The following is a 19,517-nucleotide window of genomic DNA, read 5'->3' on the forward strand; positions in this document are numbered from 1 at the left end:
CTCCCCACATGATCGCGCTCACCATCGCCCAGATCGCCCACGCCGTCTCGGGCGAGCTTCATCTCGCCCCCGGCGCCACCGCCGACACCGTCATCTCGGGGGCCGTCGACACCGACTCCCGGCTCATCGAGGCGGGCGGCGTGTTCGTCGCGAAGCCCGGCGAGGAGACCGACGGCCACCTGTTCGTCGATGCCGCCGCCGGGAAGGGCGCGGCCCTCGCGATCGTGGAGCGGACGGTCGAGGCTCCGGTGAGCCAGATCGTCGTGGCCGACGCCGTGGAGGCGCTGGCCGATCTCGCCCGCGACGTCGTGAAGCGGGTGAAGGATGCCGGTGACCTGCGCGTCGTCGGCATCACCGGGTCCAACGGCAAGACGACGACGAAGAACCTGCTCGCCCGCATCCTGGAGGGGGAGGGCGAGACCGTCTCGCCGAAGGCGTCGTTCAACAACGAGGTCGGCGCGCCCCTGACCATGCTCCGCGTGACCGCGTCGACGAGGTACCTCGTGAGCGAGTTCGGGGCGAGCGGCCCCGGCGCCATCGCGCGCCTCGCAGGCCTCGTCGACCCTGACGTCGCCGTCGTGCTCATGGTCGGGATGGCCCACGCCGGCGGGTTCGGCGGGATCGAGGGGACCTTCCACGCGAAGTCCGAGCTGGTGAAGTCGCTGCGGGCGGGCGGCGTGGCCGTCCTCAACGCCGACGACGCCCGGGTCGCCGCGATGGCGCCCATCGCGTCCGAGGCGGGTGCGGGTGTCCGCTGGTTCGGCCGCGGCCAGGGTGCGACCGACGTGCGGGCGGACGACGTCGTGGTGACGGCATCCGGAACCTCGTTCACCGTGACCGCCGACGGCGTCTCGCTGCCGCTGCGACTGCGGGTGCTCGGCGAGCACCACGTGATGAACGCGCTGGCCGCCATCGCCGCGGCCACGACGCTCGGCGTGTCCCTCGCCGACGCCGTCGCGCGCCTGGAGACGGTCGAGATCGCCGAGCGCTGGCGGATGCAGCCGCTGGGCTCGGACCGCGTGCGCATCATCAACGACGCCTACAACGCCAGCCCTGACTCCATGGCGGCAGCCCTGCGCACACTCGCGCAGATCACCGGTCCGGGCGAGCGCACGGTGGCGGTGCTGGGCGCGATGAGCGAGCTCGGCGAGTACTCCGAGGAGGAGCACGACCGCGTCGGGCTGCTGGCGGTGCGCCTGGGCATCCAGCGGATCGTGGTGGTGGGCGACGCGGCGCGCCGCATGTACCTCGAGGCCGTCGCGCAGGGTTCGTGGGACAACGAGGCGGTCTTCTTCTCGACCGCCGACGAGGCGTTCGACTACCTGCGGGGCGAGCTGCGCGAGGGCGACCGCGTGCTGGTGAAGTCCTCCAACTCGGCGGGACTGCGGTTCCTCGGCGATCGTCTGGGAGAATCGTTCTCGTGAGATCACTCCTTACCGCGGCAGCGATCTCGCTGGCATTCACCCTGTTCCTCACGCCGGTCTTCCTCCGGCTCTTCCGCCGATGGGGCTGGGGCCAGGTGATCCGGACCCCGGAGGACATCCGCAACCCCAATCACCAGACCAAGCGCGGCACGCCCACCATGGGCGGGACGATCTTCATCGTCGGAACCATCGTCGGATACCTCGTCGGCGGCTTCGCGGGCAACAACCCGCCCACGATCTCGGGCCTGCTGGTGATATGGATGATGGTCGGCCTCGGCGCGGTCGGCTTCATCGACGACTACATGAAGGTTCGTCAGCAGAAGTTCATGGGACTGAGCGGCTGGCGCAAGATCCTCGGCCAGGTGATCGTGACGGTGCCGTTCGGCATCGTGGCGCTCAGCTTCCCCAACCAGTACGGGCAGACCCCCGCCTCGCCCTACATCTCCGTCTTCCGAGACGTGCCCGTGCTCTCGTTCATGGCGCTCGGTCTCATCGTCGGCTGGATCCTCTACCTCGCCTGGGTGTCGTTCATCGGCGTCGCCTTCTCGAACAGCACCAACGTGACCGACGGGCTCGACGGGCTCGCGGCCGGCTCGGGCATCTTCGTCGCGGGCGCCTACAGCCTGATCGCCTTCTGGCAGTTCAACCAGGCGTGCTGGGGAGGCGAGGCGCTGTCGGCCGCGGCGAAGGCCGCGTGCTACCCGACGCGCGACCCCTTCGACCTGGCCATCGTCTCCGCGTCGTTCGTCGGCGCCCTGGTCGGCTTCCTGTGGTGGAACGCGCCCAAGGCGAACGTCTTCATGGGCGACGTCGGATCGATGGCGATCGGCGGAGTCCTGGCCGCCATGGCGATCCTGACCCGCACCGAGCTGCTGGCGGTCCTCGTCGCCGGCGTCTTCGTCATCGCCCCCGGCTCGGTGATCCTCCAGCGGCTGTACTTCAAGATCACCCGCGGCAAGCGGCTCTTCCTGATGAGCCCCTTCCACCATCACCTCGAGATGCGCGGCTGGTCCGAGGTGACCATCGTGGTCCGCATGTGGATCATCGCCGGCCTGCTCGCGGTGTCGGGTGTCGGATTCTTCTACGTCGAATGGCTCTCCCGCACATGACCTCGGAACGCCTGGCCACCCTGACCAGCTGGAACGCCGACTGGAAGGGGCTGCGGGTCGCCGTGCTCGGGCTCTCGGTCACCGGCTTCTCGGTCGCCGACACGCTCGCCGAGCTCGGCGCCGACGTCCTCGTCGTGACCGAGAGGGCCGACGAGGAGTACGAGCGCCTGCTGCCCGTCATCGGCGTCCGGCTCTGGACCGGGCCCCTCGGCTCCGTGCCGGCCGAGCTCTCCGGGTTCGAGCCCGACGTCGTCGTCGCCTCCCCGGGCTTCTCGCCGAGGCATCCGGTCATCACGTGGGCGCGCGAGCGCGGCATCGCGCTGTGGGGCGACGTCGAGCTGGCATGGCGCGTCCGCGACAAGGTGCTGCGCGCGGACGGCACCCCGGCGGACTGGATCCTCATCACCGGGACGAACGGCAAGACGACCACGACGCGCCTGACGGCCGCCATGCTCGTCGGCGGCGGGCTGCGGGCGGCGCCGGTCGGCAACATCGGCACGCCGGTCCTCGATGCGGTGCGCGACCCCTCGGGATTCGACGCGCTCGTGGTCGAGGTCTCGAGCCACCAGCTCTGGTACCTGGGCCTGCAGAGCGGTCCCGAGCCGGTCTCGCCGCACGCGGCGGTGTGCCTGAACCTCGCCGACGACCACCTCGAGTGGCACGGCTCGTTCGACGACTACCGCGACGCGAAGGCGCACGTCTACGACAACACCCGCGTCGCGTGCGTGTACAACAAGGCGGATGCCGCGACCAGGCGCATGGTCGAGGACGCCGATGTGATCGAGGGCGCGCGGGCCATCGGCTTCGATCTCGGCGTGCCCGGCCCGAGCGACCTCGGCGTCGTCGAGGGCATCCTCGTCGACCGCGCCTTCCTCGAGGACCGGCACAAGAGCGCACTGGAGCTGTCGACGGTCGACGAGCTGACGCAGCTCGGGCTGGCGGCACCCCACATCGTGGCGAACATCCTCGCCGCCGCCGCCCTCGCGCGCTCGCTGGGCGTGCCGCCGCTCGCGATCCGCGACGCGCTGCGCGGCTTCCGCCTCGACCCCCACCGCATCGAGGTGGTCGCCCGGCACGCCGGCATCACCTGGATCGACGACTCGAAGGCCACGAACCCGCACGCCGCCGCGTCGTCGCTCGCGGCGTATCCCGGTGCGGTGTGGGTGGTCGGCGGCCTGCTGAAGGGCGTCGACATCTCGGCTCTCGTCGCCGGCAGGGGCGCCGGAACGAAGGCGGCCATCGTCATCGGCCTCGAGCGGGCGGAGGTGGTCGCCGCGTTCGAGCGACACGCGCCGGCGGTGCCCGTGTTCGAGGTCGAGGCCGATGAGACTGAAGAGGTCATGGCGCAGGTCGTCGAACTGGCGGCGGCGGTGGCGCGCGACGGGGACGTGGTTCTCCTCGCTCCCGCCGCAGCATCCTTCGACCAGTTCACGTCATACGCAGACCGCGGCCGCAGGTTCGCCGCCGCGGTACGGGATCGGATCGGGACAGGGGAGACGGGTGACCACGACGCAGCCGCCTCGGACCCGGCCGACCCGGACGGGTCCGACACCGACGAGCGCCGAGGACACTGACTCCGCGCGCCGCGGGCTCGCCGCGCGGGTCTCCCTCGGGCGCATCTTCGCCCCGGTGCCGAGCGAGTTCCTGCTCATCGCGTCCACGACGCTGCTGCTGACGGTCTTCGGGCTGGTGATGGTGCTGTCGGCGACGTCGGCGATCGCGACCGCGCGCGGCGTGGCGCCGTGGGAGGACGTCATCAAGCAGGTCGCCTTCGCCGCGATCGGCATCCCGCTCATGCTCATCGCCAGCCGGCTGCCGCTGACCTTCTTCAAACGGGTGGCCTGGCCGGCCCTCATCGCGGCGATCGCGCTGCAGCTCCTGGTGTTCACGCCGCTGGGCATCGACATGGACGGCAACCGCAACTGGATCAACGTCGGCGGCGTGCAGGCGCAGCCGTCGGAGTTCCTCAAGCTCGCCCTCGCCCTGTGGGTGGCGTTCGTGCTGTTCCGCAAGCGCACGCTGCTGGCCGACTGGCGCCACGTCTACATCCCGCTCGTGCCGGTGGCGGGGCTGGCGATCGCGACCGTGATCGCGGGCCGTGACCTCGGCACCGCGATGATCCTCGTCCTGGTGGTGCTCGGCGGGCTCTTCTTCTCCGGCGTGAAGCTGCGCGTGTTCATCCTGCCGATGGTGGCCGCGGTCGGCTTCGTCGCGTTCTACTTCCTGACGAGCCCCGACCGCATGCGGCGGTTCATGAGCTTCCTCAACCCCAACTGCCTCGACGACTACTTCAACGACTGCTACCAGCCGCTGCACGGCATCTGGGGTCTCGCCAGCGGCGGCATCTTCGGGCTCGGGCTCGGCAACTCGCGCGAGAAGTACGACTGGCTGCCCGCGGCGGCCAACGACTACATCTTCGCGATCGTCGGCGAGGAGCTCGGGCTCATCGGCTGCGCGGTGGTGCTGACGCTGTTCGCCCTCTTCGCGGTCGGCGCGTTCCACATCATCCGCAAGACGGACGACCCGTTCGTGCGCATCGCCGCCGGCGGCATCACGGTCTGGATCGTCGGCCAGGCGCTCATCAACATCGGCGTGGTGCTGCGCGTCTTCCCGGTGCTGGGCGTGCCCCTGCCGTTCATGTCGCAGGGCGGCACGTCGCTGCTGTCGGTGCTCGTGGCGGCCGGCGTCCTGCTGGCCTTCGCCCGCACCCTGCCGGCCTCCGTCGCGCGACGCGAGGCGCGCATCGCCGAGGTGCGCGCCGCGCGCGAGCGGGCGAAGCTGCGCGCCGTCCGCTGACCGCGGTCGTTGCCGCCGGCCTCGGACGCCCCCGGTCTCTTCTCCCAGGTTTGGGGCGCGCCCCGTGCGCTCGGGGCGCGCGAGGTGCGCCCCGAACGGACGCGGTGCGCCCCGAACCCGGAAAGACCGAGCCGGGTAGGCTCGGGGAGTGACGACGTACCTCCTGGCCGGCGGCGGCACCGCCGGACACGTGAACCCGCTCCTGGCGGTCGCCGATGCACTGCGCGCCCGTGACCCGGAGGCCGTGGTGCTCGTCCTCGGCACCCGAGAAGGGCTCGAGGCGCGCCTCGTGCCCGAGCGGGGCTACGAGCTGCTGTTCGTCGACAAGGTGCCGTTCCCGCGGCGCCCCGACAAGGCCGCCGCAGCCTTTCCGGCGCGGTTCCCGCGCGCGATCGCACAGGTGCGCGCCCACATCCGCGCACGCGGCGTCGACGTCGTCGTGGGCTTCGGCGGCTACGCCTCGGCACCCGCCTACGTCGCGGCGCGCCGTGAGCGCGTGCCGTTCGTGGTCCACGAGGCGAATGCGCGCCCGGGACTGGCGAACGTGCTCGGCGCCCGCCGGGCCGCCGGCGTCGGCGTGGCCTTCGAGGGCACCCCGCTCAAGCGATCGCGGGTGGTGGGGATGCCGCTGCGCCGCGAGATCGTCACTCTCGACCGCGCCGCACTCCGCGCCGAGGCGGCCGCCCACTTCGGGCTCGACCCCGCCCGGCCCGTGCTGCTGGTGTTCGGCGGGTCACTCGGGGCTCAGCGTCTCAACGAGGCCTTCGGCGAGGGCCACGGCACCGCCTGGCGCGACGTCCTCGACGCCGGCTGGCAGCTGCTGCACATCACGGGGGAGCGTTCCGAACTCTCCGACCCCGGTGTGCCCGGCTACGTCGTGCGCCGCTACGTCGACCGCATGGACCTCGCGTTCGCCCTCGCCGACGCGATCGTGTCGCGCGCGGGCGCCGCGACCGTCAGCGAGATCAGCGCCCTCGGCATCCCGACGGTCTACGTGCCCTACGCCGTCGGCAACGGCGAGCAGGCGCTCAACGCGTCGTCCGCCGTCCGCGCGGGCGCGGCCGTGCTGATCCCGGATGCCGACTTCACGGGCGATCGCGTCCGCTCCGAGGTCATCCCGCTCCTGGGCGACGACGCCCGGCGTGCGGCGATGACGGCGGCCGCGGCATCCGTCGGCACGCGCTCGGGGACGCAGAACGTCGTCGCGATGATCGACGCCGCACTCCGGGGCTGACGAGGACCTCCGAGCCGGGGACGGTCAGCGCGCCCTGCCCGAGGCGCCGGCCGCCCAACTTAGGATTGGACGGTCATGATCAGACCCGATCTCACCCTCCCCATTCCCGACGACATCTCCGCGGCCCACTTCATCGGCATCGGCGGATCCGGCATGTCGGGGCTGGCCCGCATGTTCCTCGAGCGCGGCATCCGCGTGTCGGGGTCCGACCGCGCCGACAGCGCGGCGCTTCGCGAGCTGGCCGGACTCGGAGCCACGGTGCACGTCGGGCACGACGCGGCGAACCTCGCCGACGACGTCGACACCGTCGTGCACACCGGTGCGATCTGGCCCGAGAACCCGGAGTTCGTGCTGGCGAAGCAGCGCGGCCTGCACGTCATCCACCGCTCCCAGGCGCTGTACTGGCTCATCGGCGGGCGGCGCCTCGTCTCGGTCGCCGGAGCCCACGGCAAGACGACGTCGACGGGCATGATCGTCACGGCCCTGCACGACCTCGGCGTCCAGCCGACGTTCGTCAACGGCGGCGTCATCGCCCAGCTCGGCGTGTCCAGCGGCAGCGGCTCGGACGACCTCTTCGTCATCGAGGCCGACGAGTCCGACGGCACGTTCCTGCTCTACGACACGTCGGTCGCGCTCATCACGAACGTCGACCCCGACCATCTCGACCACTGGGGCACCCGCGAGGCGTTCTACGAGGCGTTCGCGCGCTTCGCCGACGAGGCGCGCGAGGCCGTCGTGATCTCGTCCGACGACCCCGGTGCGCAGCTGGTCGCCGCCCGCCTCACGCACGCGCACGTCGTCACGTTCGGCGAGGCCGACGACGCCGCCGTGCGCGTGAGCGACGTCGTCACCGACGGCCCCGTGGCGTTCCGCGTCACCTACGACGGGCGCACCGTCGACGCGCAGCTGCCGGTCCCCGGCGCGCACAACGCGATCAACGCCGCCGGCGCCGTCGCGGTGCTGCTGACCCTCGGCCACGACCTCGAGCCGGCCGTCCGTGCCGTGGAGGGGTTCGCGGGCACGGTCCGCCGGTTCGAGCTGCACGGCGTCGAGCGCGGCGTCAGCGTCTTCGATGACTACGCCCACCACCCCACCGAGGTCGCCGCGGCGCTGGCCGCCGCACGGACGGTCGTCGGCGACGGCCGCATCATCGCGATCCAGCAGCCCCACACCTATTCGCGGACGCAGGAGATGTACCGCGAGTTCGCCGAGGTGCTAGAGCGGTACGCCGACCACACGGTCATGCTGGACGTGTACGGGGCGCGCGAGGACCCGGTGCCCGGCGTGACGGGCGAGCTCGTCAGCGGCGCGTTCGCCGACCCGTCGCACGTGCACTTCGTGCCCGACTGGCAGCAGGCGGCCGACTACACGGCGTCGGTGGCCCGCGACGGCGACTACGTCATCACCCTGGGCTGCGGCAACGTCTACCAGATCATCCCGCAGGTCCTCGAGGCTCTCGGCCGCACGCGCACGGGGGAGTAGCAGCCGATGCGCCGTCCGTCGCCGTTGCCGCAGCCGCCGGTCGCCTCGCGCACCCCTGCGCAGCCGGCCGCGCCGGCGCGCCGGAAGCGCGAGCGGGCCGAGACGGCACCGGCCGCAGCCGCCCCCGAGGATCACGCCGGCACCGGCGTGGACGAGGGTGCGCCGGCGCCCGTCATCCCGCTCGCGGCACCGACGCCCGCCGCGCCCGGGACCAGCCCGGACGACAGCGGCGAGGCCGCCGATCCGGCGGAGGCGGCCGAGGTCGGCTTCCGCGAGGTGTGGAAGGCGGCGCACGCGCGACGCAAGGCGCTGCGCGCCGAGATCCGCCGCTTCACCGCGCGCCAGCGACGTCGCCGCATGATGTGGGTCGGGGCCGCGGCATCCGTGCTGGTCCTCGCGCTCGGAACCCTCGGTGCCGCCTACAGCCCGCTGTTCGCCGTCGAGGAGATCACCGTCACCGGGGCGCAGCAGCTCGACGTCGCCGCGGTCGAGACGGCCCTGGCCGGTCAGCTGGGCACGCCGCTTCCGCTGGTGGACGAGAGCGAGGTCAAGGCGGAGCTCGTCGCCTTCCCCCTCATCGAGACGTACGCCCTCGAGGCGCGTCCGCCGCACGAGCTCGTCGTGCGCATCGTCGAGCGCACGCCGATCGGGCTCATCGAGACGCGCGCGGGATACACGCTGGTCGATGCCGCGGGAGTCGCGCTGTCGACCACCGCCACGCCGGCGGCGGGGACGCCGCTGCTGTCGATCGAGGGCGGCGTCGACTCCGACGCGTTCGCCGCGGCCGGACAGGTGATGCGCTCGCTCCCCGCCGACATCCGCGCCCAGGTCACCGAGGTCTCGGCGACCACCCCGGACGACGTGACCCTCGCGCTCGGCGGCTCCAACGCGCAGATCGTATGGGGAAGCGCCGCGGACTCGGCCGAGAAGGCCGTGAACCTCGCCAAGATGATGGCCGCCCGGCCCCCGGCGGAGGTCTCCACGTACGACGTGTCGTCGCCCGACGTCGTCGTCGTCCGCTGATCGAGCACGTCTCCGCGAAAGTTCGGCACCGGATGCCGCGACACGCCGATCCGCTCCCGGCGCGGGGGCGGCGTCCGCATACTTTCGAGTCGAGGAATTGCATACCGGGCAATTCTTTATACCTCTACTAGAGGTTGAAGGTTTAGAAGGTCCAGGGCTACGGAGGCCGGCATGAGCCAGAACCAGAACTACCTCGCCGTGATCAAGGTCGTCGGCGTCGGCGGCGGCGGTGTCAACGCGGTCAACCGCATGATCGAGCTCGGCCTGCGGGGCGTCGAGTTCATCGCCATCAACACCGACGCCCAGGCGCTGCTGATGAGCGACGCCGACGTCAAGCTCGACGTCGGGCGCGAGCTCACGCGCGGGCTCGGCGCAGGCGCCGACCCCGAGGTGGGCCGTCGGGCCGCGGAGGACCACGCCGAAGAGATCGAGGAGGCCCTGCGCGGCGCCGACATGGTCTTCGTCACCGCGGGCGAGGGCGGCGGAACCGGCACCGGCGGCGCCCCCGTCGTCGCGAAGATCGCGAAGTCGATAGGAGCGCTCACGATCGGTGTCGTGACGAAGCCCTTCTCGTTCGAGGGTCGTCGCCGCCAGCAGCAGGCCGAGACGGGCGTCTCGCGCCTGAAGGAAGAGGTCGACACCCTCATCGTGGTGCCGAACGACCGCCTGCTCGAGATCAGCGACCGCGGCATCTCGATGATCGAGGCGTTCGCCACGGCCGACCAGGTGCTCCTCGCCGGTGTGCAGGGCATCACCGACCTCATCACCACGCCGGGTCTGATCAACCTCGACTTCGCCGACGTCAAGTCCGTCATGCAGGGAGCGGGGTCCGCCCTCATGGGCATCGGCTCGGCGCGGGGGGCGGATCGCGCCATCAAGGCCGCCGAGCTCGCCGTGGAGTCTCCGCTGCTCGAGGCGTCGATCGAGGGTGCGCACGGCGTGCTGCTGTCGATCCAGGGCGGATCGAACCTCGGCATCTTCGAGATCAACGACGCCGCCCAGCTGGTGAAGGAGGCCGCGCACCCCGAGGCCAACATCATCTTCGGAACGGTCATCGACGACACGCTCGGCGACGAGGTGCGCGTCACCGTCATCGCCGCGGGATTCGACGGCGGCGAGCCGCAGACGCGCATCGAGCCGATCACGGCCGCCCGCGTGGTCTCCACGCCCGCGATCCCCGTCACCCCCGCCGAGGAGGCGGCGAAGGACCACCGCGAGACGACCGAGCAGGCGCCGGTGCCCGTCTCGGTGGGCGCGGCCACCGAGTCGTCGTACGACACGGCCTTCGGCGACGACGACCTCGACATCCCCGACTTCCTGAAGTAAGCCCTGCGGCGCGCTCAGGACAGGCTCAGAAGGTCATGGGAGATCTCCGGGCGCGCCTCGCGGCGGTCGACGACAGGATCGCGGATGCCGCGCGCGCGGCCGGTCGCGATCCCGCGGCGCTGACCCGCATCGTCGTCACGAAGTTCCACCCGGCGTCGCTGGTCGCCGAGCTGCATCGGCTCGGCGTCCGCGACGTGGGGGAGAACCGCCAGCAGGAGCTCAGCCGCAAGGTCGTCGAGGCCGGCGACCTCGACGGCCTCCGGTGGCACTTCATCGGGCAGGCGCAGACCAACAAGGCGCGGGCGATCCGGGCCGCGGCATCCGTCGTCCACTCCGTCGACCGTGCCCGCCTCGCCGACGCGCTCCACGCCGCCGCAGAGCCGGGGGAGCCGGCGCTGGACGTGCTCCTGCAGGTCAACCTGACCGACGATCCCGGCCGCGGCGGCGTGGCCCCGGCGGAGCTGGAGTCTCTGGCCGCACATGCCGCCGGGCTGCCGTCGCTGCGCGTGCGCGGGATCATGGCCGTCGCCCCCCTCGACGAGCCGCCCGCGCCCGCGTTCGAGCGTCTGCGCGGCCTCGCCGAGACGCTGCGCACCGTGGTGCCCGACGCCGGCTGGATCTCGGCCGGCATGACCGCCGACTTCGCCGAAGCCGTCGCGGCCGGCGCGACACACCTACGCATCGGCTCGGCAATCACGGGCCCCAGACCACAACGCGGTTAACCTCGGAACAGATGAGCACTACGGAGGATCAGATGTCGAACCCGCTCAAGAAGACCATGGTGTACCTCGGACTCGCGGACGAGGAAGAGGTCTACGAAGAGCCGGCCCCGCAGCCCCGTGCTCGCACGTCCGAGAAGGCGGTCGAGAAGCCGGCCGCCCCGGTGACGCCGATCCACCGCCCTGCCGTCGTGCGGCAGCCGGCGCCCGCGACGATCAACGAGATCCTCACCGTGCACCCGAAGCAGTATCGCGATGCGCAGATCATCGCCGAGAACTTCCGCGACGGCATCCCGGTGATCATCAACCTCTCGCAGATGAGCGATGCCGACGCGCGCCGCCTGATCGACTTCGCCAGCGGACTCTCGCTGGGGCTCTACGGGCGCATCGAGCGCGTCACGAGCAAGGTCTTCCTGCTGTCGCCCGAGAACGTCGCCGTGTCGGGCGATGGGGCGGTTGCACAGGCGGATCCGGAGTCGGTTCCCTTCGCGCAGCCGTAATCTGGCTACGTGGCAGTCGTCCAACTCATCGCAGCGATCCTCAACCTCGCGCTGCTGCTCTATGTCTTCGTGTTGCTCGCCCGGCTGATCCTCGACTGGATCCCGTTCTTCAATCGGGAGTGGCGCCCTCGCGGCGCCGGCCTGGTGGCCGCCGAGATCGTCTACACCGTCACCGATCCGCCCATCAAGCTGTTCCGCCGCTTCATTCCGCCGCTCCGCGTGGGCGCGATCGCGATCGACTTCGGATTCGCGCTGACGATGCTGCTCGTGTTCATCCTGCTCAGCGTCACGCGCACCGTCGCGGGCTGAGCCGAAGGGCGGCATCCGACGCGCCGGTGCCCTTCGACACTCTCCGGACCGGTGACTATGCTTGCCTGATACGCACCGCCGTCCACCGGCGGTCGGCCCCGACATCGGCCAGCGACCAGAGCGCTCGAAAGAGGAATCACCATGGCATTGACCCCCGATGACGTCGTCACCAAGCAGTTCCAGCACGTCCGCTTCAAGGAGGGCTTCGACCCGGACGAGGTCGATGACTTCCTCGACGAGATCGTCGTCGAGTGGCGCAAGGCTCTGGCTGAGAACGAGGAGCTGAAGGCCAAGCTGGCGGCGTACGAGTCGGGCTCCGCTCCCGCGCCGGCCGCCGCCCCGGCCCCTGCCCCCGTCGAGGCCGCTCCTGCCGCCGCCGCCACCGCCGGCGGCCCCGCCGCGAGCGCCGGCATCATCGAGCTCGCGCAGCGTCTCCACGACGAGCACGTCGCCGAGGGCATCGCCCAGCGCGACCAGCTCATCGCCGACGCCAAGGCGCAGGCCGCCTCGATCGTGTCGGAGGCCGAGACCCGCGGTCGCGAGGAGGTCGCCCGTCTCGAGCGCGAGCGCACCAACCTCGAGGGCCGCATCTCCGAGCTGCGCAACTTCGAGCGCGACTACCGTGCGCAGCTCCGCAGCTACATCGAGGGCAAGCTGCGCGACCTCGAGACCACGGCGACGACGTCCGGCGCACAGCCGGTCTCGGCGCTCGGTCTCTAGGCCCGGTCCTTGACGGGCCGACCTCCCCTTCGTCAGGCGGCGGCCGGCACCATCATCGCGACTCTCGCGGTGCTGGTGCTGGCCGCCGACCAGTTGGCGAAGCAATCCGCTCTGCAGAACCTCCCGTACCAGGAGCCGGTGCACGTCATCGGCGACTTCCTGATCTTCTACCTCACGCGCAACCCGGGCGCCGCCTTCTCGCTGGGCGCCGAGGTCACGTGGATCTTCACCATCGCCCTGGCCGCCGTCGCCGTCGTGATCGGCTGGCTCGCGGCCACGCGGGTGCGCTCACGCCTCTGGGCGGTCGCGCTGGGACTCCTCCTCGGCGGCGTCCTCGGCAACCTGACCGACCGTCTGCTGCGTGAGCCCGGTTTCGCCGTCGGGCACGTCATCGACTTCATCAACACGCCGTGGCTCTGGTTCTTCCCGGGGATGTCGCCGGCGATCTACAACATCGCCGACATCTTCATCGTGTCGATGATGATCGGCGTCGCGATCCTCGTGGTGGTGGGCCTGCACCTCGACGGCACGCGCGAGCCGCGCCGCGGGGCCGCTGCGGCCGATGACGAGCAGGCGGATGCCGCGGCATCCGGCTCTCCCGAGGACTGACGTGGAGTCGCGCAGCCTTCCCGTGCCCGACGGCCTCGACGGCGCCCGCGTCGACGCCGCGCTTGCCAAGATGCTCGGCTTCTCGCGGACCTTCGCGGCCGACGTCGCCGAGGCCGGCGGGGTGTCGATGGACGGCCGCACGCTCGCGAAGTCCGACAAGCTGCGCGGCGGCGCCTGGCTGGACGTCTCGTGGGCGCCGAAGGAGGAGCCGCGGGTGGTGCCCGTCGAGGTCCCCGACCTCGGCATCGCCCACGACGACGACGACATCGTGGTGGTCGACAAGCCGGCCGGCGTCGCGGCCCATCCCTCGCTCGGGTGGGAGGGGCCGACGGTGCTCGGCGCCCTCGCCGCGGGCGGCTTCCGCATCGCCACGACGGGCGCGGCCGAGCGCCGGGGGGTCGTGCACCGCCTCGACGTCGGCACCAGCGGGCTGATGGTCGTGGCCAAGACCGAGCGCGCGTATGTCGCGCTGAAGCGGGCGTTCAAGGAGCGCGAGGTCGAGAAGATCTACCACGCGGTCGTGCAGGGCCACCCCGACCCGCTCGTCGGCACGATCGACGCGCCGATCGGGAGGCATCCGTCCCACTCCTGGAAGTTCGCGGTCACACCCGACGGCAAGGACTCCATCACGCACTACGAGACGCTCGAGGCGTTCCCGGGGGCGTCGCTTCTGGAGATCCACCTCGAGACGGGGCGGACGCACCAGATCCGCGTGCACATGGCCGCGCACCGGCATCCGTGCGTCGGCGATCCGCTGTACGGGGCGGACCCGACGATCTCGGCCCGGCTGGGGCTCACGCGCCAGTGGCTGCACGCGCGCGAGCTGTCGTTCGTCCACCCGGCGACCGGCGAATGGGCCACCTACACGTCGGAGTACCCGGCCGACCTGGCGCACGCGCTGGACGTGCTGCGCGGCGACTGAGCCCGGGGCCGTCGAGCACGGAATCGGACATTTCGTGCGACACGCGGCGAACGGATGCCGCGGCCCGGCGTGTCGGCGGAACCCTCCGATTCCGTGTCAGCGGCCGCCCTCGAACCGGGCGACGTCGTCGTCGGTCAGCGCAGACTCGATGCGCCGCCGCATGTCGTCCTGCTCGAACGCCGGCAGGGCGCCCAGGTCGTACCAGCCGACTTCGGTCATCTCGCCGTCGACCGGGAACGGGTCGCCTGACACCCAGCGGCAGCGGAAGGTCAGATCCAGGTAGTCGCTCTGGTCGCCGTTGCTGTAGGTGATCCGCGGGATCTGGTGCACCCACGCGAGGCGCTCCACGCGGCAGCGGACGCCGGCCTCCTCGAGGGTCTCGCGGACGGCGGCGTCGGCGGGCTCCTCGCCGGGGTCGACGATGCCCGTGACCGGCGTGAGATGGCCGTTGTCGCTGCGGCGGCCGAGGAGCACGCGGTCGTCGCGGAGCACGACCGCCGTCACGCCCACCAGCGGCAGCGGGTCGGTGCCGATCTTGCGGCGGAGCTCGAGGACGAAGTCGGGGGTGGGCACGCACCCACCCTAGGCGCGGATGTCGGAGCCGCCGGTCAGACTGGGGGCATGGCGATCGAGGTGCGGCCGGCGACGGTGTTCGAAGACGTCGCGACGCTGGTGGGCCCCAAGAACCCGCAGTCGAGCGTGTGCTTCTGCCTGAGCTACCGCATCCCCTCGAAGGAGAACGTCGCGCTCAAGGGCCCGGAGCGGGCAGACCGCGTGCGCCGGCTCATGGCGGAGGAAGGACCCATCGGCGTGCTCGCGTACGACGGCGACGAGCCGGTCGGGTGGGCGGCCGTCGCACCGCGCCGCCGGACGCACTTCGCCACCTTCCGCAAGATCCCGCACGTCGACGACCTCGACGTGTGGTCGCTGTGGTGCTTCCGCGTGCGCCCCGGGCACCGCAAGAAGGGCGTCATGCACGCCCTCATCGACGGTGCGGTGGAGTTCGCCCGTGCGCAGGGCGCCCCGGCGATCGAGGGGTACCCGGTCGACAACGGCGGCGAGAAGGTCGACCTCACCATGGCGTACGTCGGAACCCGCGGCCTGTTCGAGAAGGCAGGCTTCGCCAAGGCGGCCGACACCGCGTCGGTGCTCTCGGGGTTTCCGCGCGTGCTGATGCGACGCGACCTCTAGCGTGGACGCGTGAACGACCTGCTGCGCCGGCGCTTCGAGCGCTCGAACACCCTGTACCTCGACTTCCTCGACACCGTGCCCGAGAGCCGCCTCGGCTCGAGGCTGGCCGACCTTCCGTCCGACACGATCGGGCATCAGCTGTGGTGCGTGCTCGGCGCGCGCGAGAGCTACCCGCGCGCGGCGAAGGCGGGCCAGTGGCAGGGCTTCACGAGCCCCGTCACGGCGGAGCAGACGACGGATGCCGGGGCCCTGCGATCCGCGTTCGTCCAGACTGCCGCCGACCTCGACCCGTGGATCGCCGGCCTCGCCGCCGACGACGAGGAGTCCCTGCGGTACGTGCTCGCCCTCCTCGAGCACGAGACGCAGCACCAGGGCCAGCTCATCCGCTACCTGTACGGATTGGGCATCGACCGTCCGCACACGTGGCAGCAGCAGTACGCCCTCGACGAGGAGTTCTGACGCGCCGACCCTCACCCTCCACTCGAGGGTGAGGCGTATCCGCCGGGCGGCTCGCGGACCCGCCGACAGCGGCCCGCCCATGTCGGCGCCGGTTCGTAGACTCGTTGCGTGGCATCCGACTCCTTCGTTCATCTGCACGTCCACAGCGAGTACTCGATGCTCGACGGAGCCGCCAAGATCGGCGCGATGACGCAGGCGGCAGCCGACTACGGCATGCCCGCGATCGCCGTGACCGACCACGGCAACACGTTCGCGGCGTTCGAGTTCTACAACGCGGCCAAGGCGGCCGGGGTCAAGCCCATCATCGGGCTCGAGGCGTACGTCACGCCCGGCACGCACCGCAGCGACAAGTCGCGCGTCGCGTGGGGCACGCCCGAGCAGAAGAGCGACGACGTCTCGGGCTCAGGCGCCTACACCCACATGACGATGTGGAGCCAGAGCACCGAGGGCATGCACAACCTCTTCCGGCTGAGCTCGCTGTCGAGCATGGAGGGCTACTACTTCAAGCCCCGCATGGACCGGGAGCTGCTCGAGACGTACGGCAAAGGGCTCATAGCCACGACGGGATGCCCCTCCGGCGAGGTGCAGACGCGTCTGCGGCTCGGCCAGTACGACGCCGCCCGCGCGGCCGCCGCGGAGTTCCAGGACATCTTCGGCAAGGAGAACTACTTCGCCGAGATCATGGACCACGGGCTGTCCATCGAGCGTCGCGTGATGACCGACCTGCTCCGGCTGGCCAAGGACCTCGACATCCCCCTGGTCGCGACCAACGACTCCCACTACACGCACCAGCACGAGGCGGACGCGCACGCGGCCCTCCTCTGCGTGCAGTCCGGCTCCACGCTCGACGACCCCAACCGTTTCAAGTTCGACGGCGACGGCTACTACGTCAAGACCGCGCAGGAGATGCGGCAGATCTTCCGCGACCACCCGGAGGCCTGCGACAACACGCTGCTCATCGCCGAGCGGTGCGAGGTCGAGTTCAACACGTCGGCCAACTACATGCCCCGCTTCCCGGTGCCCGACGGCGAGACCGAAGACAGCTGGCTCGTCAAAGAGGTCGAGGCGGGGCTGCACTACCGGTATCCCCAGGGCATCCCCGACCGGGTGCGCAAGCAGGCCGAGTACGAGACGGGCATCATCCTCCAGATGGGGTTCCCCGGCTACTTCCTCGTCGTCGCCGACTTCATCAACTGGGCCAAGGACAACGGCATCCGCGTGGGTCCGGGCCGCGGTTCCGGAGCCGGGTCGATGGTCGCGTACGCGATGCGCATCACCGACCTCGACCCGCTCGAGCACGGACTGATCTTCGAGCGCTTCCTCAACCCCGACCGCGTCTCGATGCCCGACTTCGACGTCGACTTCGACGACCGTCGCCGTGGCGAGGTGATCGACTACGTCACCGAGAAGTACGGCTCCGAGCGGGTTGCGCAGATCGTGACCTACGGGACGATCAAGTCCAAGCAGGCGCTGAAGGACGCCGGCCGCGTGCTCGGCTTCCCGTTCAGCATGGGGGAGCGGCTCACCAAGGCGATGCCCCCGGCCGTCATGGGCAAGGACATGCCGCTGAGCGGCATGTTCGACCCGCAGCATCCGCGGTTCAAAGAGGCCAGCGAGTTCCGCGCCCTCATCGACACCGACCCCGAGGCCAAGACGGTCTTCGATCGCGCGCTCGGTCTGGAAGGGCTGAAGCGGCAGTGGGGCGTGCACGCGGCGGGCGTCATCATGTCCAGCGAGCCGCTCCTGGACATCATCCCCATCATGCGCCGCGAGCAGGACGGCCAGATCGTCACGCAGTTCGACTATCCGTCGTGCGAGACGCTGGGCCTGATCAAGATGGACTTCCTGGGGCTGCGCAACCTCACGATCATCTCCGACGCGCTCGACAACATCCGCATGAACAGGGGCGAAGAGCTCGACCTCGAGCATCTCGCCCTCGACGATCGCGCCGCGTACGACCTGCTCACGCGGGGTGACACCCTCGGGGTGTTCCAGCTCGACGGCGGGCCGATGCGGTCGCTGCTGCGGCTGATGAAGCCCGACAACTTCGAGGACGTCTCCGCCGTCATCGCGCTGTACCGGCCCGGGCCCATGGGCGCGAACTCGCACATCAACTACGCCCTGCGCAAGAACGGCCAGCAGGAGGTGACGCCCATCCACCCCGAGCTCGAGGAGCCGCTGCGAGAGATCCTCGACATCAGCTACGGCCTGATCATCTATCAGGAGCAGGTCATGGCGATCGCCCAGAAGGTGGCGGGCTTCTCTCTCGGACAGGCCGACATCCTCCGCCGCGCGATGGGCAAGAAGAAGAAGTCCGAGCTCGACAAGCAGTACGAGGGCTTCTCCGGCGGCATGAAGGAGCGCGGGTTCGGCGACGCCGCGATCAAGGCGCTGTGGGACATCCTGCTCCCGTTCTCCGATTACGCCTTCAACAAGGCGCACTCGGCCGCCTACGGCCTGGTGTCGTACTGGACCGCGTACCTGAAGGCGCACTATCCGGCCGAGTACATGGCCGCGCTGCTGACGAGTGTGGGCGACTCGAAGGACAAGATGGCCGTGTACCTCAACGAATGCCGTCGCATGGGCATCAAGGTGCTGCCGCCCGACGTCGGGGAGTCGATCCGGTACTTCGCGGCCGTCGGCGAAGACATCCGCTTCGGGCTGGGCGCCGTCCGCAACGTCGGCACCAACGTGGTCGATGCGATCGTCGAGGCGCGGGCCGATGCGCCGTTCACGTCGTTCCACGACTTCCTCGCCAAGGTGCCCGTCCCCGTCGCCAACAAGCGCACGGTGGAGTCGCTCATCAAGGCGGGGGCGTTCGATTCGCTCGGTTCCACCCGCCGCGCGCTCATGGAGATCCACGAGGACGCCACCGAGGCGGCCGTGCTCGACAAGCGCCGCGAGGCCAACGGCGAGGTCGGCTTCGACTTCGACTCGCTGTGGGGCGAGGACGAGCCGCAGCAGGCGGCGAAGGTCCCCGAGCGTCCCGAGTGGACCAAGAAGGACAAGCTGGCGTTCGAGCGCGAGATGCTGGGCCTGTACGTGTCGGACCACCCGCTGGCCGGGCTCGAGATCCCCCTCGCGAAGCACGCCTCCACGAGCATCCACGACCTCCTCGCCTCCGAAGACATCGGCGACGGCGACCAGGTCACGGTCGCCGGCCTGGTCACGAGCGTCCAGCATCGCGTGGCCAAGCAGAGCGGCAACCCGTACGGCATGATCACCGTCGAGGACTTCGACGGCGAGATCACCGTCATGTTCATGGGCAAGACCTACACCGAGTTCCAGCACATGCTGCAGGGCGATGCGATCCTGGTCGTGCGGGGACGGGTGTCGCGCCGCGACGACGGCATGAACCTGCACGCGCAGTCGGCCTTCACCCCCGACCTCGGGTCGCTGGACGAATCCGGCTCCCTCGTGCTCGTCATGCCCGAGAGACGGGCGAGCGAGGACGTGATCGGCGAGCTGCTGCAGACGCTGCAGCGTCACGGCGGCGATACGGAGGTATCGCTCAAGCTCCACAGCGGCAGCGTCGCGAAGGTGTTCGAGGTGCCCCACACCGTGCGGATCACCCCGGACCTCTACGGCGAGCTCAAGGGCCTGCTGGGGCCGCAGTGCCTGGGCTGAGCTCCCGCCCGCGTTCGAGCGTCCGTGATGTGGCATTGGATCGCGTGGTCTCATCGCGGTCTCATGC

The 19,517-nt window shown here is 70.7% G+C and carries 18 protein-coding genes; 17 read left to right on the plus strand and 1 reads right to left on the minus strand.

From position 1 onward, the window contains the following. Positions 1-8 precede the first annotated feature (8 nt). The 14 genes from ACWGUG_RS06860 to ACWGUG_RS06925 all read left to right on the plus strand — a co-directional run bounded on the left by ACWGUG_RS06860 (position 9) and on the right by ACWGUG_RS06925 (position 14,173). Positions 9-1,424: a UDP-N-acetylmuramoyl-tripeptide--D-alanyl-D-alanine ligase gene (locus tag ACWGUG_RS06860; RefSeq protein ID WP_452324269.1), complete on the plus strand. Its 1,416-nt coding sequence runs from the start codon at positions 9-11 to the stop codon at positions 1,422-1,424. Further along, positions 1,421-2,533 carry a phospho-N-acetylmuramoyl-pentapeptide-transferase gene (gene mraY / locus ACWGUG_RS06865; RefSeq protein ID WP_336397787.1) on the plus strand — a complete coding sequence of 371 codons (1,113 nt, stop codon included), beginning with the start codon at positions 1,421-1,423 and terminating at the stop codon, positions 2,531-2,533. Before ACWGUG_RS06860 ends, mraY begins: the two co-directional genes overlap by 4 nt. After that, the gene (murD, locus tag ACWGUG_RS06870) at positions 2,530-4,107 is read left to right on the plus strand and encodes a UDP-N-acetylmuramoyl-L-alanine--D-glutamate ligase (protein ID WP_378880477.1); all 1,578 of its coding nucleotides are present in this window, start codon (positions 2,530-2,532) and stop codon (positions 4,105-4,107) included. Before mraY ends, murD begins: the two co-directional genes overlap by 4 nt. Beyond that, positions 4,034-5,329, plus strand: coding sequence for a putative lipid II flippase FtsW (gene ftsW / locus ACWGUG_RS06875; protein ID WP_336397789.1), 1,296 nt, complete (start codon positions 4,034-4,036; stop codon positions 5,327-5,329). The genes murD and ftsW overlap by 74 nt, the downstream gene beginning before the upstream one ends. A 148-nt stretch (positions 5,330-5,477) precedes the next feature. After that, positions 5,478-6,563: a UDP-N-acetylglucosamine--N-acetylmuramyl-(pentapeptide) pyrophosphoryl-undecaprenol N-acetylglucosamine transferase gene (locus ACWGUG_RS06880; RefSeq protein ID WP_452324270.1), complete on the plus strand. Its 1,086-nt coding sequence runs from the start codon at positions 5,478-5,480 to the stop codon at positions 6,561-6,563. 75 nt (positions 6,564-6,638) lie between these two features. After that, complete coding sequence (murC, locus tag ACWGUG_RS06885; RefSeq protein WP_452324271.1) at positions 6,639-8,045, plus strand: UDP-N-acetylmuramate--L-alanine ligase; 1,407 nt, start codon at positions 6,639-6,641, stop codon at positions 8,043-8,045. A 6-nt stretch (positions 8,046-8,051) separates the two neighbouring features. Then, positions 8,052-9,068, plus strand: a complete 1,017-nt coding sequence (locus ACWGUG_RS06890) for an FtsQ-type POTRA domain-containing protein (protein ID WP_452324272.1) — start codon at positions 8,052-8,054, stop codon at positions 9,066-9,068. Positions 9,069-9,239: 171 nt separating this feature from the next. Beyond that, entirely contained in the window at positions 9,240-10,394 is a 1,155-nt protein-coding gene (ftsZ, locus tag ACWGUG_RS06895; protein ID WP_452324273.1) for a cell division protein FtsZ, read from the plus strand. Positions 10,395-10,429: 35 nt separating this feature from the next. Then, on the plus strand, positions 10,430-11,116 hold the full coding sequence (locus tag ACWGUG_RS06900) for a YggS family pyridoxal phosphate-dependent enzyme (protein WP_452324274.1): 687 nt from the start codon (positions 10,430-10,432) through the stop codon (positions 11,114-11,116). A gap of 32 nt (positions 11,117-11,148) precedes the next feature. Beyond that, positions 11,149-11,613 carry a cell division protein SepF gene (locus ACWGUG_RS06905; RefSeq protein ID WP_336398050.1) on the plus strand — a complete coding sequence of 155 codons (465 nt, stop codon included), beginning with the start codon at positions 11,149-11,151 and terminating at the stop codon, positions 11,611-11,613. Between the two features lie 9 nt (positions 11,614-11,622). Beyond that, positions 11,623-11,922, plus strand: coding sequence for a YggT family protein (locus ACWGUG_RS06910; RefSeq protein WP_336397793.1), 300 nt, complete (start codon positions 11,623-11,625; stop codon positions 11,920-11,922). A gap of 141 nt (positions 11,923-12,063) precedes the next feature. Next, positions 12,064-12,642, plus strand: a complete 579-nt coding sequence (locus ACWGUG_RS06915; RefSeq protein WP_336397794.1) for a DivIVA domain-containing protein — start codon at positions 12,064-12,066, stop codon at positions 12,640-12,642. 9 nt (positions 12,643-12,651) lie between these two features. Further along, positions 12,652-13,251, plus strand: coding sequence for a signal peptidase II (gene lspA, locus ACWGUG_RS06920; RefSeq protein ID WP_336397795.1), 600 nt, complete (start codon positions 12,652-12,654; stop codon positions 13,249-13,251). A gap of 1 nt (position 13,252) precedes the next feature. Beyond that, positions 13,253-14,173, plus strand: a complete 921-nt coding sequence (locus ACWGUG_RS06925; RefSeq protein ID WP_336397796.1) for an RluA family pseudouridine synthase — start codon at positions 13,253-13,255, stop codon at positions 14,171-14,173. 96 nt (positions 14,174-14,269) lie between these two features. On the opposite strand, the gene ACWGUG_RS06930 is transcribed toward ACWGUG_RS06925, so the two are convergent. Then, a complete protein-coding gene (locus ACWGUG_RS06930; RefSeq protein ID WP_452324275.1) occupies positions 14,270-14,746 on the minus strand; it encodes an NUDIX hydrolase in 477 nt (158 codons plus the stop codon). 48 nt (positions 14,747-14,794) lie between these two features. Between ACWGUG_RS06930 and ACWGUG_RS06935 the strand changes: the two genes are divergently transcribed. The 3 genes from ACWGUG_RS06935 (at position 14,795) to dnaE (ending at position 19,450) form a co-directional block, all read left to right on the plus strand. Beyond that, on the plus strand, positions 14,795-15,364 hold the full coding sequence (locus ACWGUG_RS06935; RefSeq protein ID WP_378880497.1) for a GNAT family N-acetyltransferase: 570 nt from the start codon (positions 14,795-14,797) through the stop codon (positions 15,362-15,364). Positions 15,365-15,373: 9 nt separating this feature from the next. Next, positions 15,374-15,823: a DinB family protein gene (locus ACWGUG_RS06940; RefSeq protein ID WP_452324276.1), complete on the plus strand. Its 450-nt coding sequence runs from the start codon at positions 15,374-15,376 to the stop codon at positions 15,821-15,823. A 156-nt stretch (positions 15,824-15,979) separates the two neighbouring features. Then, positions 15,980-19,450, plus strand: coding sequence for a DNA polymerase III subunit alpha (gene dnaE, locus ACWGUG_RS06945; RefSeq protein ID WP_378881281.1), 3,471 nt, complete (start codon positions 15,980-15,982; stop codon positions 19,448-19,450). Positions 19,451-19,517 lie beyond the last annotated feature (67 nt).

It is taken from the genome of Microbacterium sp. NPDC055455, assembly GCF_053619935.1.

Bases quoted from the DNA above. Each gene is read 5' to 3' on its own strand.
- ACWGUG_RS06935 (WP_378880497.1), top strand. From the start codon at position 14,795: ATGGCGATCGAGGTGCGGCCGGCGACGGTGTTCGAAGACGTCGCGACG.
- dnaE (WP_378881281.1), top strand. From the start codon at position 15,980: ATGCTCGACGGAGCCGCCAAGATCGGCGCGATGACGCAGGCGGCAGCC.
- murD (WP_378880477.1), top strand. From the start codon at position 2,530: ATGACCTCGGAACGCCTGGCCACCCTGACCAGCTGGAACGCCGACTGG.
- ftsZ (WP_452324273.1), top strand. From the start codon at position 9,240: ATGAGCCAGAACCAGAACTACCTCGCCGTGATCAAGGTCGTCGGCGTC.
- ACWGUG_RS06900 (WP_452324274.1), top strand. From the start codon at position 10,430: ATGGGAGATCTCCGGGCGCGCCTCGCGGCGGTCGACGACAGGATCGCG.
- ACWGUG_RS06890 (WP_452324272.1), top strand. From the start codon at position 8,052: ATGCGCCGTCCGTCGCCGTTGCCGCAGCCGCCGGTCGCCTCGCGCACC.
- ACWGUG_RS06915 (WP_336397794.1), top strand. From the start codon at position 12,064: ATGGCATTGACCCCCGATGACGTCGTCACCAAGCAGTTCCAGCACGTC.
- ACWGUG_RS06905 (WP_336398050.1), top strand. From the start codon at position 11,149: ATGTCGAACCCGCTCAAGAAGACCATGGTGTACCTCGGACTCGCGGAC.
- murC (WP_452324271.1), top strand. From the start codon at position 6,639: ATGATCAGACCCGATCTCACCCTCCCCATTCCCGACGACATCTCCGCG.
- ACWGUG_RS06860 (WP_452324269.1), top strand. From the start codon at position 9: ATGATCGCGCTCACCATCGCCCAGATCGCCCACGCCGTCTCGGGCGAG.